Below are 17,082 nucleotides of genomic sequence, written 5' to 3'. Positions count from 1 at the left end.
CTTACGCGTCCACGCCCCAGCGTTCGGCGATGGTGGCGGCCAGCTGCGGCGGTTCACCGGCCTGCTGGCCGGCAGCGACCACGGCACTGGCCGCCGTCGGGTCGTAGCAGCCCTCCCCGATCTGACCGCCCACCCAGGCCCCGGCGGCCGCCAGGGCGAGCACGGCATCCACCTGGGCGGCATCGGCGCCGCTGAGCAGGACCACGCCGCTGTGCAAGGCCGGCAGTGCCGCGATCTGGATGCCGGTGGGCTCGGCGATGAAATGCAGCGTGCCCTGGCGCACGACGATGCCGATGTCATCAGGCAGGATGTAGGCCTGCCCGGCTTCCACCGGCTGGGCGTCTTCGGCCAGCAGCACCGGCAGGGCGGACACCCGTGCCATCTGCTTGACCAGATTGCCGTAGCGGCCTCCGTCCAGGCGCATATGCACCAGCACCGCGGTGCTCAGCGATTCGGGCAGCGCGGCCAGCAGGCGGCGCAACGCATCCGGCCCGCCGATCCCGGCCAGGACCAGCACCGCACCCGTGCAGCCACCGGAGGCTCCCGGCTCGGGCTCAAGCTCGACCAGCGACAGACGTTCGATGTCGAAGCGCTCCGGCGCCGAGCCCGTGTGGGTGCTCGATGGTGAGCCAGTGACCACGGCGTCATCTTCGACCAGCGACCAGCGGCTGTGGTCCCCGATCGCGGCGATCGGGTCCACCGGCGCACTGCTCGCCGCATCGTCCACCTCCAGCGCGGCCAATGCCTCTTCCAGCGACACCGGCTCGCTCAACACCGCCGGCACCTGGTACAGGCCATCGGCAGGCACGTCGGACGCCGCATCCTCCGCTTCGCGCAGGTGGAACTCCAGCGGCGCATCGGCATGCAACTGCGCCGGGGTGACCGGCAGGCCCGGTTCGGGCTGCAGTTGCTGGTCCTGTTCCGAGCCCGGCGGGAGCACGTCCTGGTGACCGTGCAGTTTGGCCACCAGATGCCGCGCCCAGCGCTGCGCTTCCCAGCCATCGCGGCGCGCGGCCAGCTCGGCCTCGTCGAAGATCAGGGTCAGTGCCGGCGAGCCCAGCACCGGCTCCAGCCGTTCCAGTGCGTCTTCGATCGACGGCTCCAGCGCGATCAGCACCGCGCCGGGGTCGGCATCACGCAGGGCCTGCAGCTCGAGCGTGTTGGGGTCGTCCTCCAGCACCACGCGGGCGCCGGCATGGTCGAGCGCCTCGCGCAGCCGCTCACGCGCCGGCCCGGACCGGGCCAGCAGCGCCACCGACAACAGGGCGTGGACATCACTCGCGTGCACGGGCGATCCCCAACAGGTCATACACGTTGCGCATCAGATCCAGCTCCTGGTACGGCTTGCCCAGGTAGCGCTGGACACCGAGTTCAAAGGCGCGCTGACGGTGCTTGTCGCCGCTGCGCGAGGTGATCATCACGATCGGCACGCCCTGGTAGCGTGGGTCGGCGCGCATGACACTGGCCAGCTCGTAGCCGTCCATGCGCGGCATCTCGATATCCAGCAGCATCAGGTCGGGCACGCGCTCGTCCAGCCGCTCCAGTGCTTCGATGCCGTCACGGGCAACCGTGACCTCGAAGTTGTGGCGCTCCAGGATGCGGCCGGTGACCTTGCGCATGGTCAGTGAATCGTCGACCACCATCACCAGCGGCACATCGCGGTCGCTGACCTTGGCGGTGGCGGTGATCGGCTTGTGCGGATTGGCCAGGTAACGACGCACCAGTGGCGCGACGTCGAGGATGACGACCACGCGGCCATCGCCGGTGATCGTCGCACCGTAGATGCCCGGTACCGACGCGATCTGCAGGCCAACCGGCTTGACCACGATTTCGCGGTTGCCCAGCACCTGGTCGATCGCCACGGCCACGCGCAGGTCACCGGCGCGGACCAGCAGCAGCGGCACCTGGGCCTGGCCTTCGGCACGGGCCTGGGCCTGGCCGATCAGGGTGCCCAGATCGTGAAGTGCGAATTCCTCGCCAGCGTAGTGGTAGCCGCCGTTGGCGGTTTCGAAACGCTCGCGCGAGATCCGGCCGATACCGCTGACCGAGGCCACCGGCACCGCGAAGGTGGTCTCGCCGATCTGCACGAACACCGCCTGGGTGACCGCCAGCGTCTGCGGCAGGCGCAGGGTGAAGGTCACGCCCTGGCCGCTGACCGAGTGGATGTCTACCGAGCCGCCGAGCTGGCGCACTTCGTTGTGGACCACGTCCATGCCCACGCCACGGCCGGCCAGCTGGCTGACCTGGTCGGCGGTGCTGAAGCCGGGCGAGAAGATCATCGCGTCCAGTTCGGCATCGCCCAGTACCGCATCGGCGGCGATCAGGCCACGCTGTTCGGCACGGCGACGGATCGCCCCGCGATCCAGGCCGACGCCGTCGTCGGCCACTTCCAGCACGATTTCCGAGCCTTCACGGCGCAGGCGGATGGCGATCTCGCCCTCTTCCGGCTTGCCGGCGGCACGGCGCTGTTCCGGGGTTTCCAGACCGTGCGCCACCGAGTTGCGCAGCATGTGTTCCAGCGGCGCGACCATGCGGTCGAGCACGTTGCGGTCCAGTTCGCCGTGGGTCCCTTCCAGGGTGACGTGAACCTGCTTGCCGGTGTCCTGTCCGGCCTGGCGAACCACCCGGCGCAGACGCGGCACGAGCCCATCGAAGGGCACCATGCGCGCGCGCATCAGGCCGTCCTGCAGTTCCGAGCTGACCCGGGACTGCTGCTGGAGCAGCACGTCGTACTGGCGCGACAGATCGTCCAGCACGCCCTGCAGGCCGCCCAGATCGGCGGCCGATTCGTTCAGCGCGCGGCTGAGCTGCTGCAGCGTGGAGAAGCGGTCCAGTTCCAGCGGATCGAACGTGTGGTGGGCCTGGTCCTGTTCGCGCTGGTAACGGGCCACGATCTGCGCTTCGGTTTCCAGGTCCAGCCGGCGCAGCTGGTCGCGCAGACGGGCATTGGTGCGGTCCAGTTCGCCCATGGCGCCGCGGAAGGCCCCGAGCTGCTGTTCCAGCCGCGAACGGTAGATCGCCACTTCACCGGCGTGGTTGACCAGGCGGTCGAGCAGATCGGCGCGCACGCGCACCTGTTCCTGCTGCGGCCGCGGCAGGCCATCCTCTTCGCTGACGGTTTCCAGCGGGACGGGTGCCGAGAGCGGCGCTGCGACAAGCGCGGCGATCGCCGCCTCGACCCTGGCATCGCCGGAGGGCAGCGCATCGTTGGCGGTGTCGGCCGGCGCCGGCGCGATGCGGCCCTGGGTGCGCTGCTCGAAGGCGGCGATCAGGTCGTCGGGCATGGCCACGGTGCGGTGCTGCCCGGTACGGGTCAGCAGCTGGTGCAGGCGATCGAACCCACGCTCCAGCAGGTGCACGTCGCTGCGGTCGATATCGGTGCGGTTGGCCGCCACGGCTTCCAGCAGCGACTCGATGCCGTGGCCCAGGTCGCCGATGGGATTGATCCCGGCCATGCGCGCGCCACCCTTCAGGGTGTGCAGATCGCGCTGCAGGCCAGCGATCACGTCGCGGTCCTGGGGCGCAGCGCGCAGCTCGCTGATCAGACCATCGCAGTGGTCAAGCAGGTCCTTGCCCTCCTCCACGAAGATATCGACCAGCTCCTGGTCGAGCTGGGTGAAGTCGAGTGCGTCGCCCGGCCCGAGGTCGTCGCTGTCGGCCGACGCCGCCGCGAGGACGTCGGCGGGTTCCGGATCGTTGGTGAGGCTGGCCGCAGGCGCGTCTTCGAGTTCGAAGAAGCGGGCCGGGGTGGCCGCGTCGGCCGAAGTATCCGGCGCCGTGGTCTCGCTCACGTCGGCGAACGCGTCGGCTTCACCCGTGTTCTCGTCGGTGGCGTCCAGACCCAGCACCCGGGTGTCCAGCGCATCCGGCGCATCGACAACGGTCAGGCCGTCGTCCATCGCCTGCTGCGCGTCCACCACCTCGCCAAAGGCCGGCGGCGGTGGCAGGACGTCGGCCAGTGCCTGCGCGTCCTCGTCGCTGTCTTCGTCGCTGTCTTCGTCGCTGCTCTGCTCGCCGACCTGCTCGCCGTGCTGCTCGCTGTCCTGCTCGCCATCGCTCCAGTTGTCGTTGGCCGCGTCATCCACGGAGGCCGCGTAGACGCTGCCCGGCGCAGGAGCATCGGCAGAGGTGTCGGCAGCCGGACCGTCGGGGCCGACCGGGCGCGCCGCTGCCGGATCGGCCTGAGTGTCGGCCTGGGTGTCGGCCTGAGTGTCGGCCTGAGTGTCGGCCTGGGCGTCAGCGTCGGCCCTGGTTTCAGCCTCGGCGTCGTCCTGGCTTGCCGGGGGGGTCGGCTCGGCGAGCTGATCGAAGTAGCGCGAGAGATCCTCGGCCGAGGTCAATTCGGCCGATTCCAGGCCCGCATGCATAGCGGCCGGATCGGTGTCCTTGGCCACCGCATCGGATGCTGCCTGCGCATCGGCGGCATGCGCGCTGTCGGGCAGCTCCGCGTCGAAGTAGGCGGACAGGTCGTCCGTGCCGGTCAGCTCCATGGCGATGAGCGCATCATCGTCGTTGGCCGGCGCGACCGCGTGACTGGACTCGATCACGCTCAGGCCATCGGCGTCGATCTCGGCCTCCAGCTCGTCGATGCCGGTGGTGTCATCGGCGCGCGCCAACACCGGTGCGGCGTCGTCCTCAACCTCATCGCCAATCACTTCGACCGCATCCGTCCGCGCATCGGCGACCGGGGCGAACTGCCCAGGCTCGGCGGCATACGCTTCAGCTGTTTCGCCGGCGTCGGTCGCTTCGTCCAATGCGTCCGTGCCGGCGGCGTCAGTCGCCTGGACGGGCAGTTCGTCGTGCACCAGGTCCAGATCGTCCTCGGCCAGCGCCGGCCAGCGCGCTTCGGGCAACGTATCGGCCAGGGCGACCAGACGGGCCGCCAAGGCGGTCTGCACGGGCACCCGCGGGGCCTCGTCCTGCAGGGCCGCCATGGTGGTGGTGATGGCGGCGCAGGTCTCGGCGAGCGCGTCCATGCCTGCCGCAGCCGGCAGCGCATCGGCCGCAAGCGAACGCTTGAGGTAACTCTCCGCCGCGCCGGTGACGGCCGTGATCTCCGGCACATCGGTCATGGCGAAAGCACCGTTCATCGTGTGCACGGCGCGCAGCAGGCCGTCGGTCACCGGCTGCGGGGCATCGGCAGCGGCATCCAGCCACGCCTGCAGCGTCGCCTGGTGCACCTCGACCTCGGCTTCCAGGATCTCGCGCAGCACGCTGTCGATGTTGGCCGGCGTACTCTCGATCACCGGCACAGCCTCGGCCGCAACGGTCTCCATGACCGTCGACACCGCGGTGCTCACCGCACGCTGCAGCGGCACGTGGAAGGTCTCTTCGCCCGCGGCCACGCGATCGGCGATGGCCTGCATGGCCTGCAGATCGGCGGTGACACGGCTGCCATCGCGCAGTGCCGCATTGAGCTGCGGCAGCGCGTCGTAGGCCTGGCCGACCAGCGCAACCACGGCCGGCGAGGCCGGGCGGCTGCCATCGAGCACGCGGTTGAGCATGCCCTCGATCTTCCAGCTGAACTCGCCCAGGGTGCGCGCACCCACCAGCCGGCCACTGCCCTTGAGGGTATGGAACACGCGACGGATCGGGCGCAGCCTGTCCAGGTTGTCCGGCGCGGCGCGCCAAGCCGGGAGAAGGTTGCCCAGGTTCACCAGCTCTTCGTCGAATTCTTCGATGAACACCTCGCGGATGTCCTGGTCGATGTTCTCGCCATCGTCTTCGAAGCCCGCCTCGATGCTGATGTCATCGGCGGACGCGACCACCGTCGGGCTCCCCGCTGCGGCGGCCGTCGGCACGGTCTCGGCGTCGGCGCCTTCCGGGCGGAACTGCGCCGCGGCGGCATCCAGCTCGGCCAGGAAGCGGGTAGCGGCATCGTCCAGCTCGATACGGCCGATCACCGCATCGCGCACCGTGGCGTTCGGCTGCGCTGCATCGGCTGCGGCCTCGGCGGCCGTGTCGACATCGTCGGCGAACGGGTCGAGCGGCGGCGCGGCGCTGTCCTGCGCCGATGCGACGGGAATCTCCTGCAGGAACGTCGGCAGCGCTTCCACATCCACCTCGCCCGGCGTGACGCTGGACGAAGCCGCGGCCCCTGCATCAATGCTGTCGCTGTCGCTGTCGATATCAGTATCGGTATCGGTATCGATGTCAGTGCCAGTGCCAGTGCCAGTGTCAGTATCGATGTCAGCGTCATCGACCTGCAGCGAGAGCACGTCATCGGCGTTGCGCAGGCCGTCATCGAAGGTGAATTCGATCGGCTCGTCGCTCAGCGCCAGCAGCTCATGCTCGGCGGCCACCGGATCGAACCCGGCGCCGGTGGCAACGAAGGCCGGCATCTCCAGCGGGGCGTCGGCGACGTCGTCGCCCATGCGATCGGCCTGCAGCGCGGGCGGCAGCGAGGCCACCCCCCACGCAGCGCCGGGCGGCAGGTCGGCAATGACCGGGTCGAGATGGGCAAACGTCAGCCCTTCATCGGCGTCGTCCTGCTGGCCCAGCGTCCACTGCGGCGCATCGGCACTGACCGGCGCGGTGGAGGCATCGAACACCAGCGCCACCGGCGGCGGTGTCACGGGCGCGGCTGCCGCCGGCGGCGGATCGAAGGTGAAGTCCGGCAGCGGCGGCGGCAGGTTGGCCGGGCGCGGTACCTCGGCGGTCACCGCGAGCTCGATCGGCTCGGGGGCCGGCGCGTCCCACGGTGTCAGTTCGATGGGCTCGGGCGCAACCGGCAGCGATTCCGGGCCGGTGTCGGCGGTTGGCTGGTTCGCATCCGGCAGCGGCCAGTAACGCAGCGTTTCCAGGCTGCTGCGGGTGATGTCCAGGATGTCGTCGCGGCCCGGCCGGCGTTCGCGCAGGGCTTCCAGGTAGTACTCCAGGCTGGCCATGGCATCGGCCAGGGTATCCAGCTGGCGCCCACTGGGCACGCGCTGCTTGCCGAGCAGTTCCACCGCGATGTACTGGCGCACGCCCTGCAGGTAGTCGGCCGGGGCCGACAGATCGAGCATGCGCAGCGCGCCGGCCACCTCGCCGAGCAGGCGCGGCACTTCCTGCAGCTGCTGGTGATTCCAGTTGGTTTCGATGAAGGCGACGAAATGCTCACGCGCGGCAGCAAAATTGGCAATGGCTTCATGGGCCAGCACTTCCACCGTGCGGCGGTTCTCCACCGCGCTGGGATCGTCCTCGCCACTGCCGCCGGCGCCCAGATGGGCGACCTGGTCGTCCAGCGAGGCATCCACGTACAGCAGCGCGCCGGCGATATCCAGCAACAGCGTTTCATCGATCTGCTGCACGCCCTCGACCACCTCGCGCAGCGCATCGCGCTGCTGCACGACCACGCCACGGGCCACGCCCAGGCCCATCATGCCCAGCGTATCGGCGACCGCGCCCAGCTCGTTGACCTGGGTCTGCAATTGCACCGGCTCGCCGCCGGTACGCAGGTGCAGGTCCAGCGCGTCCTTGATCCGCAGCAGCTCTTCCTTGACCGCGTTGCCGACCGTATCGAGCAGCTCGCGGTTGCGGCCGCTCAGGCTGCCACGCGCGTGGTCCAGCTCGGCCTCGGTGGCGCTCGCGCTGTCCGGTGCGAAGGCGAACAGCACGCTTTCATTGATGCCCGGTGCCGCGCGAGCGGAGCGGATGTCGTTGAGCAGCGGCAGCAGCACGATCGGGATGTCGCGGTGACCGTTCTGCAGGCGCTCCAGGTAATCGGGCAGCAGCACGCTGCCACGCATCAGCGTGGCGCAGGCTTCATCGCGGTCGGGTACGTCGCCGGCGCCGATCGCGTTGGCCAGCTGTTCCAGCTCCTCGGCCACCATCGCCGGGGCGTACAGCTCGACCATGCGCAGGGTGCCCTGCACCTGGTGCAGGTAGCCGGCGCAGAAGCGCATCCGGCTGCCGTCGGCAGGGTCTTCCACGTAGTACTCGACCTCGTTGCGCACCTGGCGCAGGGTCTCGTCCAGCTCCGGCTTGACCCAGCCCAGCGCAGCATGGCTCATGGCATCGCGCAGCGTGCTCATGCCAGGTCTCCCGGCAGCTCGGCGCACATGGCGTGCGGTGATTTCTCGCGATGCATCATCTGCTTGTTCCTTCCCTCTCCGCCCTGCCCGTGGCTCACGCCGGCAGCTTGAAGTCGGCAACCGAGCGGCGCAGGTCGGCCGCCAGCTGTGCCAGGTGGCCGATCGACTCGGCGGTCTGTCCCGCGCCCTGCGAGGTCTGGCCGGTAATCTGACGGATCACGCCCATGGTGCGGGTGATGTCCGATGCCGCGGCCGACTGCTGCTGGGCAGCGATCGAGATGTTCTTGATGAGGTTGTTCAGTGCGTTGGAGACGCGCTCGATTTCGGTCAGCGCGGTACCGGCGTCTTCGGCCAGGCGCGCGCCGGAGACCACTTCGGCGGTGGTCTGCTCCATCGAACTGACCGCTTCGTTGGTATCGGCCTGAATGGCCTGGACCAGATTCTCGATCCGTCGGGTCGCACCGGACGTTCGCTCTGCCAGGCGCTGCACTTCGTCGGCCACCACGGCGAAACCGCGACCGGCCTCACCGGCCGAAGCGGCCTGCACGGCCGCGTTCAACGCCAGGATGTTGGTCTGCTCGGAAATGTCGTTGATCAGTTCCACGATCGAGCCGATTTCCTGCGAGGACTCACCCAGTCGCTTGATGCGCTTGGAGGTTTCCTGGATCTGGTCGCGGATCTGGTCCATGCCCTGGATCGTCTCGCGCACCACACCGGCACCTTCGGCGGCGATGATCACCGAGCGCTGCGCCACGTCGGCAGACTCGGCCGAGTTGCGCGACACCTGCTCGATGCTCGATGCGATTTCGCCGATCCGGTCCGAGGCGGAGGTGATCTGGTTGGCCTGGTGGCCGGCTGCTTCGGCCAGCTGCATTGCAGTGGCCTGGGTTTCCTGGGTCGACACGGCGACCTTGGCCGAAGTGTCGTTGATCGTGGTCACCAGATGGCGCAGCTCATCCACGGCGTAGTTGATGGCGTCGGCGATGGCGCCGGTCATGTCCTCGGTCACCGAGGCCTTCACCGTCAGGTCGCCTTCACCCAGCGAGCTGATTTCATCCAGCAGCCGCATGATGGCCTGCTGGTTGCGGCTGTTGTATTCCACCTGGGTCTGGTAACGCAGTTCCTGCTCGCGCGAGCGGCTGCGCACGGTGCTGCCGACGAACCCGACGATGGCGATCAGCGAGAACGCGCCGGAGGCCACGCCCAGCCAGAAGTTCGGGAACAGGCGGGTATCGCGCAGCGAGCCGAACGAGGAGAACGCTTCGAACAGCTTCTTGCTGTCGCGCAGCATGTCCGCCGAACCGCCGGTCAGGGCAGCGGCCGACGACTGCGCGGCGAACAGCTGGCGGGAGCTGGCCAGGATCGCGTCGGCGTCCTGCTTCATGGTGTCCCACTGCTTCTGCGACTGCTCCAGCGCGGCCAGTGCCGGGCCGTTGCGGACCGCGGCGATGCCCAGTTCCTCGTTGCCATTGCGCAGTGCGTCGAGCACCTGGGTGAACACGACCGAGTCGCGGGCGAGCGCATCGCCGGCGGCTGCGGCATTGGCGCCGCCGGCGCGCATTTCCGTCACCCGGCGGGCCATCGAGCCGACCACCACCACCTGCTGCAGCGCGTTGTAGACCTGCGAGGACGGCGCACCGCTGGCCGACATCGCGCGGACCACTTCGTTCAGCTGCGCCTGCAGTGCGGGCACGCCGTTGACGAAGTTGTTGGCATTGCCAGCCAGGGCCAGCACGGCCGGTTCGCTGGCGACCAGCTGGCCGGCGCTCTTGCCGAGCGGCTCCCAGGTCTGGATCAGCGTGTTCAGCGGCCCGGCGACATTGGTTTCGGTCCCGTAGCGACCCTTCAGGCCACTGACGGTGCTTTCGATGTCGCTCTTGGTCAGCTTGAACGCGGTGAACGCCTGGGCGTTGCCCGACACCGCTTCACGGCCCTGGTTGGCCAGCTGCTGCGAGAGCACCTGCAGGTTGGCGGCATCGGTACTGGCACTGGCCAGGCGACTGCCCTGCCAGGTCGCCACGCCGGTGTTGACGCCGAACACGATCATCGACACGGCTAGCAGGCCGAGCCAGAAATTGGTGCCCACCGAACCGAACTTGCCGGCCTTGGCGGATTCCGAAGCAGTACTCATCGTTCAACCTCGATCTTCAATACGGAGAGACAGGCGCCTGCGGTCAGGCCGCGGCCTGCCTGAATTCGGGGGTACGCGACAGCAGCGACAACGAGAACACGCCCCAGTCATGGCCATCGCCATGGAAGGCGCGATCGATGAAATGTGCGTAGCGGCCGGTGGCCAGATCGCCGGCGACGATGTTCTGGTCCAGCTCGAAGCTGCGCTGGCCGAACAGTTCATCGATGGTCAGCGCCACGTCACCGCCGGCCTGGCGCATGATCAGCACGCGCTGGCCTTCCTGCTGCACGGTGCGCTCGCCTTCCAGGAAGAACTTCAGGTCGACCACCGGGAACAGGTTGCCGCGCAGGTTGCCCACGCCCAGCAGCCACGGCTGCGCGCCGGGCACCGGAGTGACCGGCGGCATCGGCACGATTTCCACCACTTCGCGGAAATCCGACACCAGCCGGCGCTTGCCGACCCGGTAACCGACGCCACGCCACAGGTCCTGCGAGAACTGCCGCTCGGGCAGCTGCACCGCATGGGCCAGGCTGCGCCGCTCATAGCCCTGGAGGATGTCGAAAGGAGAACGCATCAGACCACCAACTGGTTGATCCGCGCGATCAGTTCCTCCTCGCGCGGCGGCTTGACGATGTAGTCGGCCGCCCCCTGGCGCAGCCCCCACGCCTTGTCGGTTTCCATCGCCTTGGTGCTGACGATGACCACCGGGATATGTTTGGTGGCCGCGTCGCGCGCCATCGCACGGGTGGCCTGGAAGCCACTCATGCCCGGCAGGACCACGTCCATCAGCACCAGCTGCGGGGACTGCTCGCGCACGAGTTTGAGCCCGTCCTCGGCGTTGTCCGCTTCCAGGACTTCATGACCGGCCTTGGTCAACCATTGCGTGAACACCGCACGGTCGGTCGGTGAATCCTCGATCAGTACGATTCGAGCCATTGTGCCTTTCCCCCCTGGTCAGGCGTTGACGTATGTGCGGATGGCACCCAGCAGTTCTTCACGCGTGAATGGCTTGGTCAGGTACTGCTCCGAGCCGACGATGCGGCCGCGCGCCTTGTCGAACAGGCCGTCCTTGGAGGACAGCATGATCACCGGCGTGGCTTTGAACAGCTGGTTGCCCTTGATCAGCGCACAGGTCTGATACCCGTCCAGCCGCGGCATCATGATGTCCACGAAGATGATCTGCGGCTGTTGGTCGGCGATCTTGGCCAACGCCTCGAAACCATCGGTCGCGGTCACCACCTCGCAGCCTTCCCGCTTCAACAGGGTTTCCGCGGTCCTGCGGATGGTCTTCGAATCATCGATGACCATCACGCGCAGCCCTGCGAGTTCCCCACCCGCAGCCATGTATTCAGTCATTACCTTTCCCCAAGCTCGCGACGCTTGCGCTGATCCCCGGCGCCGCTGCGAAAGCGTATCTATATCCCAATACCGGCGCGCGCTTCAAGCACACCCACCGCGGCCCCGCCGCGAGCGGCCCCGCCGGTGCGCGGCACGCCCCTTTTGCGCAAACCCGGCCCGTTCCCCGGCCGGGCCGGACACTGCGTTCCGGCCCCCGGGGCAGGCATTGCCGGGCCATTGTCGCTACCATCATCGGCCTGCCCGCCAGGTTGCGACCATGCCGTTGAATGTCATCGTGGTGATGGACCCCATCGCCCATATCAAGATTGCCAAGGACACCACCTTCGCGATGCTGCTGGAAGCCCAGCGCCGCGGCCATGCCCTGCACTACGTCAGCCCCGGTGGGCTGGCCCTGCGCGACGGCCAGGCCATCGCCCGCACCGCCCCGCTGCAGGTGCGCGAGGACAAGAACGACTGGTTCACCCTGGGCGACTTCAGCCAGACCGTGTTCGGCCCCGGCCAGGTCGTGCTGATGCGCAAGGACCCGCCGGTCGATGCCGAATTCATCTACGACACCCACGTGCTCAGCGTCGCCCAGCAGGCCGGTGCGATGGTGGTCAACGACCCGCAGGGACTGCGCGACTACAACGAGAAACTGGCCGCCCTGCTGTTCCCGCAGTGCTGTCCGCCGACCCTGGTCAGCCGCCGCAACGCCGACCTGAAGGCCTTCGTGCTCGAACACGGCCAGGCCGTGCTCAAGCCGCTGGACGGCATGGGCGGCCGCTCGATCTTCCGCAGCGGCACCGGCGACCCCAACCTCAACGTGATCCTGGAAACCCTGACCGACGGCGAGCGCACGCTGGCCCTGGCGCAGAAGTTCATCCCGGACATCACCGCCGGCGACAAGCGCATCCTGCTGGTGGATGGCGAGCCGGTGGATTACTGCCTGGCGCGGATTCCGCAGGGCGACGAATTCCGCGGCAACCTGGCCGCCGGCGGCCGCGGCGAAGGCCGCCCGCTGAGCGAGCGCGACCGCTGGATCGCCGCCCAGGTCGGGCCGGAAATGAAGCGCCGCGGCATGCGCTTCGTCGGCCTGGACGTGATCGGCGACTACCTGACCGAAGTCAACGTCACCAGCCCGACCTGCGTGCGCGAGCTCGACGCCCAGTTCGGGCTGAACATCGCCGGCACCCTGTTCGACGCGATCGAGGCCGGCCTGCCGCGATGAGCGCCAGCGTCGCCCCGGTGCCGACGTGGCAGGCGCGCGAATCCCAGCGGCTGGGCGCGACCCTGACGCTGTCGGTGCTCGTGCACGCCCTGCTGATCCTCGGGGTCGGCTTCGCGGTGAGTGACAGCGCCCCGCTGGTACCGACCCTGGATGTGATCTTCAGCCAGACCCAGACACCGCTGACGCCCAAGCAGGCCGACTTCCTGGCCCAGGCCAACCAGCAGGGTGGCGGCGACCACGACAAGGTGCAACGCCCGCGCGACAACCAGGCCGGGATCGTGCCGCAGGCGCAGGCCGGGCTGTCGCCAGTTCCGCAGCAGCGCCAGGAGGCGGCCAGCGTGCCGCCGCCGCAGACCCGCGTGGTCAACAGCCGCAATGGCACCGACACGGTTGCGGCAGCCCAGCCACAGCCGCTGCCCGAGCAGCCCCGCCCGGATGCGCCGATGACCGCGCGCGAGCAGCGTGACGTGGAGATGGCACGGCTGGCCGCCGAAGTGCACCTGCGCTCGGCGCAGTACGCCAAGCGCCCGAACCGCAAGTTCGTTTCGGCCAGTACCCGCGAATACGCCTATGCCAACTATCTGCGTGCCTGGGTCGACCGCGCCGAGCGTGTCGGCAATCTGAATTACCCCGACGAGGCGCGCGCGCGCCGGCTCGGCGGGCAGGTAGTGATCACCGTCGGGGTGCGCCACGACGGCACGGTGGAAAGTGCCCGCATCCTGCAGTCCAGCGGCACCCCGCTGCTCGATGAAACCGCGCTGCGCGTGATCACGCTCGCCCAGCCGTTCCCGCCACTGCCCAAGACCGAGGATGCGATCGACATCCTGCAGGTCACCCGCACCTGGGTGTTCCTGCCCGGCGGGGAGCTGCGCGACGACCGCTGATCGCGCGCAAGGTCCAGCCACGCATGGCGTGGCTCTACAAGAACGCCGCGCAGGTAGTGCCACGCCATCCGTGGCTGGGGCTTACGATGCGATGCGCAGCTGGACGCTACGAGGCCGCCTGCTTCGCCGCCCGCGCGGCCTGCTGTTCCACCAGGGTCAGCGCCACGTTGTTGCGCAGATACGCCGGCTCCACCAACTCCGGTGCCACGCCTTCGCCGCGCTGGAACGCCGGCACCGCCAGCGCAAGTACGTCCGACGCACGCGGCAATGCCTGCGCGTCCACGCCGGTCAGCTGATCGGCCAGCCGCGTGGCCAGCACGCCCTCGGCCGCACCAAAGCCAGTCCCCACGCCGAACCAGCGCGAGCCCCCGGGCAACACCACCTGCTCGGGCGCGCAGACGATTTCCTCGCCCTGCAACTGCCACTGCCCGTCGATCCGGACATGGCGCGCGGCATAGACCTCGCCCATGCGCGCATCAATGCTGGCCAGCACTTGATCGGCGTCCGCCGGCGCACGCAGCGCCAGCGCCTGCAGGGTGGAGACCGCGATCAGCGGGCGGTCCAGCGCCAGGGCGATGCCCTGGGCGATGGCGATCGCCAGCCGCACCCCCGTGAACGCGCCCGGGCCGCGGCCCAGTGCGATCGCATCCAGCTGCGAACGGGCCACCCCCGCCTCGGCCAGCAGCGCCTCGGCCCAGGGCAGGCTGAGTTCGGCGTGGCGGCGCGGCGCGATCTCGAAGCGCTCAGTGACCTGCCCATCCACATACAGGGCGACGGAGCAGGCTTCGGTAGCGGTTTCAAAGGCGAGCAGTTTCATGGCGGTCAGAACAGGGAAGTAGGAAAGTCATCGGTCGGCGGTACAGCCCGCACGGGCGGCGCAGCGACGGGCGCTGGTGCAGGCGGAGCGCCGAGGACGGGCCATTGTGGCGCAAAGAAGGCCTGCACATCGGCCAGCGAGCGGGTGCGACGGAACGGCGGCAGGGAATCCAGGAAGATCCGGCCATAGCCGCGGCTGAGCAGGCGCGGGTCGCACAGCACCAGCACCCCGCGATCGGTCTCGCTGCGGATCAGGCGACCCACCCCCTGCTTGAGCGCGATCACCGCCTGCGGCAACTGCTCGTCGCGGAAGGGATTGCCGCCATCGCGGCGGATCGCGTCCAGCCGCGCCTCGAACACCGGGTCATCCGGCGCGGCGAACGGCAGTTTGTCGATCACCACCACGCTCAGCGCATCGCCCACCACGTCCACGCCCTCGCGGAAACTGGCCGAGCCCAGCAGTACCCCATTGCCCGACTCGCGGAACCGCTGCAGCAAGGTCGCACGCGGTGCCTCGCCCTGCACGAACAGCGGCCACGGTGCATCGCGCAGCGCCTCGGCGGCTTCGCGCAGCGCGCGGTGCGAGGCGAACAGCAGGAACGCGCGCCCGTGCGAGGCCTCCAGCACCGGGGTCAATGCGCGGATCAAGGCGGTGCCGAAGCCACGCGCGGCTGGATCGGGCAGATCGGTCGGCAGGTAACACAGCGCCTGATGGGCCCAATCAAACGGGCTGGGCTGCAGCAGGCTGACCGGATCATCCAGGCCCAGCCGTTGGGAAATATGCTCGAAACCGCCGTCCACGGTCAGCGTGGCCGAGGTGAACACCCAGGCTGCCATCGAGCGTTGCCGATGCTCGCGCAGCGGGCCGGACACATCCATCGGCGTGCGCTGGCAACGGAAGCCACGCGGGGTCAGCTCGTACCAGAGCACCTCGGCCGGTGGCGGCGCCTGCTCAGGGTCGGTGTCGAAATCCAGCATCGGTGCGTCCTCACCGAGCCAGCGCGACAAGCGGGCGACGGCGTCCATCGCACGCGCATGGCAGGCATCCAGGCCGGGCGATGCTTCACGCACGCCCGCCAGCGCATCGCGCAGCTGCACCAGCGTGCTCATCGCCATGTCGAAGCCATCGCGCACCTGCGGCACGGTCAGCGCACGCCACTGGGTGCCGCGCGGCGGCAGCCCATCCATCGCCACGCGCAGGTCGCGCAGGGTCTGCTCGAGTGCGGCAGCCGGCACCTGCAACGCCGCCTGGGCACCGGCCACGCTGCGGCTCTCGGCCAGGCAGTCGCGCGCCAGTTCCTGCCACGGGCGCATGCCGAAGCCTTCACCGAAGAAGTTGGCGGCCAGTTCCGGCAGCTGGTGCGCCTCGTCGATCACGAACGCCTGCGCACCGGGGAGGATTTCGCCGAAGCCTTCCTGCTTGAGCGCCAGATCGGCCAGCAGCAGATGGTGGTTGACCACCACCACATCGGCGGCCTGCGCCCGCTGCCGTGCCTGCACGACGAAGCAGTCGTCCCAGAACGGGCATTCGGTGCCCAGACAGTTGTCGACGGTGGAGGTCACCATCGGGTACAGCGGCGAGTCTTCCGGCAGCGCGTCCAGCTCGGCCATGTCGCCGAATTTCGTGCGTCCGGACCATGCGAGGATCCGCTGGAACTGTGCGACCTGCTCGGGGGAGCTGAAGCGGGGTTCGCCGCGGGCCTGCTGCAATCGATAGCGGCACAGGTAGTTGGCACGTCCTTTCAGCAGCGCACTGCTGTGCCCCACGCCGAGCGCGGCACGCACCCGCGGCAGATCGCGGTGGTACAGCTGGTCCTGCAGCGCGCGGGTCCCGGTGGAGATGATGGTCTTCAGCCCGGACAGCAGCGCGGGCACCAGATACGCATAGGTCTTGCCGGTGCCGGTGCCTGCCTCGGCCAGCAGCACGTCGCGCTGGTCGAACGCTTCGGCGATCGCCGCGGTCAGGCGCAGCTGGGCCGGGCGCGGCACAAAGGCATCGAGCTGGCTGGCGAGCGCACCGCCCTCACTGAGGGCATCGCGGCTGGCGTGTGCGAGTTGGGACATGACGACAATGATAGAGGCTGCCGGGTTGCGCCCGGCGCTACGCCGTCACGCATCCGCTTTCGCGCTGCATCAGTAACGCATGATGCCCGGCACCGTGCAGCCTTCCAGCTGGGCATGCGCCGAGGCGGCATTCTCTTTTTCACCCCGGGCCAAGCGCGACTGTTCGATCGTCGCCCAATGGCGGCGGCACAGCGGGCCGGTCTTGGAGCCCAGCTCGACCGACTTGCGGGCGAAGGTTTCGGCAGCCGCCCACTCACCCTGCAGCAGCGCGATTTCGGCGCGGTCCTGCAGCACCGATGGATCCGAGGCCATGATCGCCAGCGCCTGGTCGAGCGCGGCCGCGGCGCCGGCCAGATCATTGGCCTGGCGGCGGGCCAGCGCGGCCTGGCGCAGATCTTCCACTTCGCTGTCGCGCAGTGGCTGCACGGCCAGTTCCTTGTCGTCGTTGCCGGCGGCGGCATCCACGGCCGCCAGGCGCTGGGCCGGCGTGGTGGTATCGACGGGCGCCTTCACCACCGGCGGCGGGGTGACGCAGGCGGCCAGGGCCAGGCAGAGCGTGGCCAGCGAAGCGGAACGGATCAGGAATCGGGTGGTCATGCAGGCTGG

At 69.1% G+C, this 17,082-nt stretch carries 11 protein-coding genes; 2 read left to right on the top strand and 9 right to left on the bottom strand.

Annotated elements, in window-relative coordinates; all coding sequences use genetic code 11:
* Nucleotide 1: 1 nt before the first annotated feature.
* The 6 genes from NJD74_RS01390 to pilG all read right to left on the bottom strand — a co-directional run bounded on the left by NJD74_RS01390 (nt 2) and on the right by pilG (nt 11,502).
* Nucleotides 2-1,309, bottom strand: coding sequence for a chemotaxis protein CheB (locus tag NJD74_RS01390; protein WP_319623505.1), 1,308 nt, complete (start codon nt 1,307-1,309; stop codon nt 2-4).
* A complete protein-coding gene (locus tag NJD74_RS01385; RefSeq protein ID WP_319623504.1) occupies nt 1,275-8,015 on the bottom strand; it encodes an Hpt domain-containing protein in 6,741 nt (2,246 codons plus the stop codon). Before NJD74_RS01385 ends, NJD74_RS01390 begins: the two co-directional genes overlap by 35 nt.
* A gap of 94 nt (nt 8,016-8,109) precedes the next feature.
* Nucleotides 8,110-10,146, bottom strand: a complete 2,037-nt coding sequence (locus NJD74_RS01380) for a methyl-accepting chemotaxis protein (protein WP_019185136.1) — start codon at nt 10,144-10,146, stop codon at nt 8,110-8,112.
* Nucleotides 10,147-10,189: 43 nt separating this feature from the next.
* Nucleotides 10,190-10,720: a chemotaxis protein CheW gene (locus NJD74_RS01375; protein WP_070471308.1), complete on the bottom strand. Its 531-nt coding sequence runs from the start codon at nt 10,718-10,720 to the stop codon at nt 10,190-10,192.
* The gene (locus NJD74_RS01370) at nt 10,720-11,082 is read right to left on the bottom strand and encodes a response regulator (RefSeq protein WP_019185138.1); all 363 of its coding nucleotides are present in this window, start codon (nt 11,080-11,082) and stop codon (nt 10,720-10,722) included. Before NJD74_RS01370 ends, NJD74_RS01375 begins: the two co-directional genes overlap by 1 nt.
* 18 nt (nt 11,083-11,100) lie before the next feature.
* Nucleotides 11,101-11,502 (bottom strand): twitching motility response regulator PilG, encoded by a 402-nt coding sequence (gene pilG, locus NJD74_RS01365; RefSeq protein ID WP_019185139.1) that lies wholly within the window; start codon nt 11,500-11,502, stop codon nt 11,101-11,103.
* A 259-nt stretch (nt 11,503-11,761) separates the two neighbouring features.
* On the opposite strand from pilG, the gene gshB reads away from it, so the two are divergent.
* Complete coding sequence (gene gshB, locus NJD74_RS01360; RefSeq protein WP_019185140.1) at nt 11,762-12,712, top strand: glutathione synthase; 951 nt, start codon at nt 11,762-11,764, stop codon at nt 12,710-12,712.
* Nucleotides 12,709-13,596 carry an energy transducer TonB gene (locus tag NJD74_RS01355; RefSeq protein ID WP_319623503.1) on the top strand — a complete coding sequence of 296 codons (888 nt, stop codon included), beginning with the start codon at nt 12,709-12,711 and terminating at the stop codon, nt 13,594-13,596. The genes gshB and NJD74_RS01355 overlap by 4 nt, the downstream gene beginning before the upstream one ends.
* Nucleotides 13,597-13,702: 106 nt before the next feature.
* On the opposite strand, the gene tsaB is transcribed toward NJD74_RS01355, so the two are convergent.
* The 3 genes from tsaB to NJD74_RS01340 form a co-directional block, all read right to left on the bottom strand.
* Entirely contained in the window at nt 13,703-14,413 is a 711-nt protein-coding gene (gene tsaB / locus NJD74_RS01350) for a tRNA (adenosine(37)-N6)-threonylcarbamoyltransferase complex dimerization subunit type 1 TsaB (protein ID WP_019185142.1), read from the bottom strand.
* Nucleotides 14,414-14,418: 5 nt separating this feature from the next.
* Complete coding sequence (locus tag NJD74_RS01345; protein ID WP_070471303.1) at nt 14,419-16,476, bottom strand: ATP-dependent DNA helicase; 2,058 nt, start codon at nt 16,474-16,476, stop codon at nt 14,419-14,421.
* A 69-nt stretch (nt 16,477-16,545) separates the two neighbouring features.
* The gene (locus NJD74_RS01340; RefSeq protein WP_070471301.1) at nt 16,546-17,073 is read right to left on the bottom strand and encodes a hypothetical protein; all 528 of its coding nucleotides are present in this window, start codon (nt 17,071-17,073) and stop codon (nt 16,546-16,548) included.
* Nucleotides 17,074-17,082 lie beyond the last annotated feature (9 nt).

This window comes from Stenotrophomonas sp. RG-453 (assembly GCF_033843685.1).
GTDB lineage: Bacteria > Pseudomonadota > Gammaproteobacteria > Xanthomonadales > Xanthomonadaceae > Stenotrophomonas > Stenotrophomonas bentonitica_A.
This window is presented reverse-complemented; position numbering and strand designations above follow the sequence as displayed.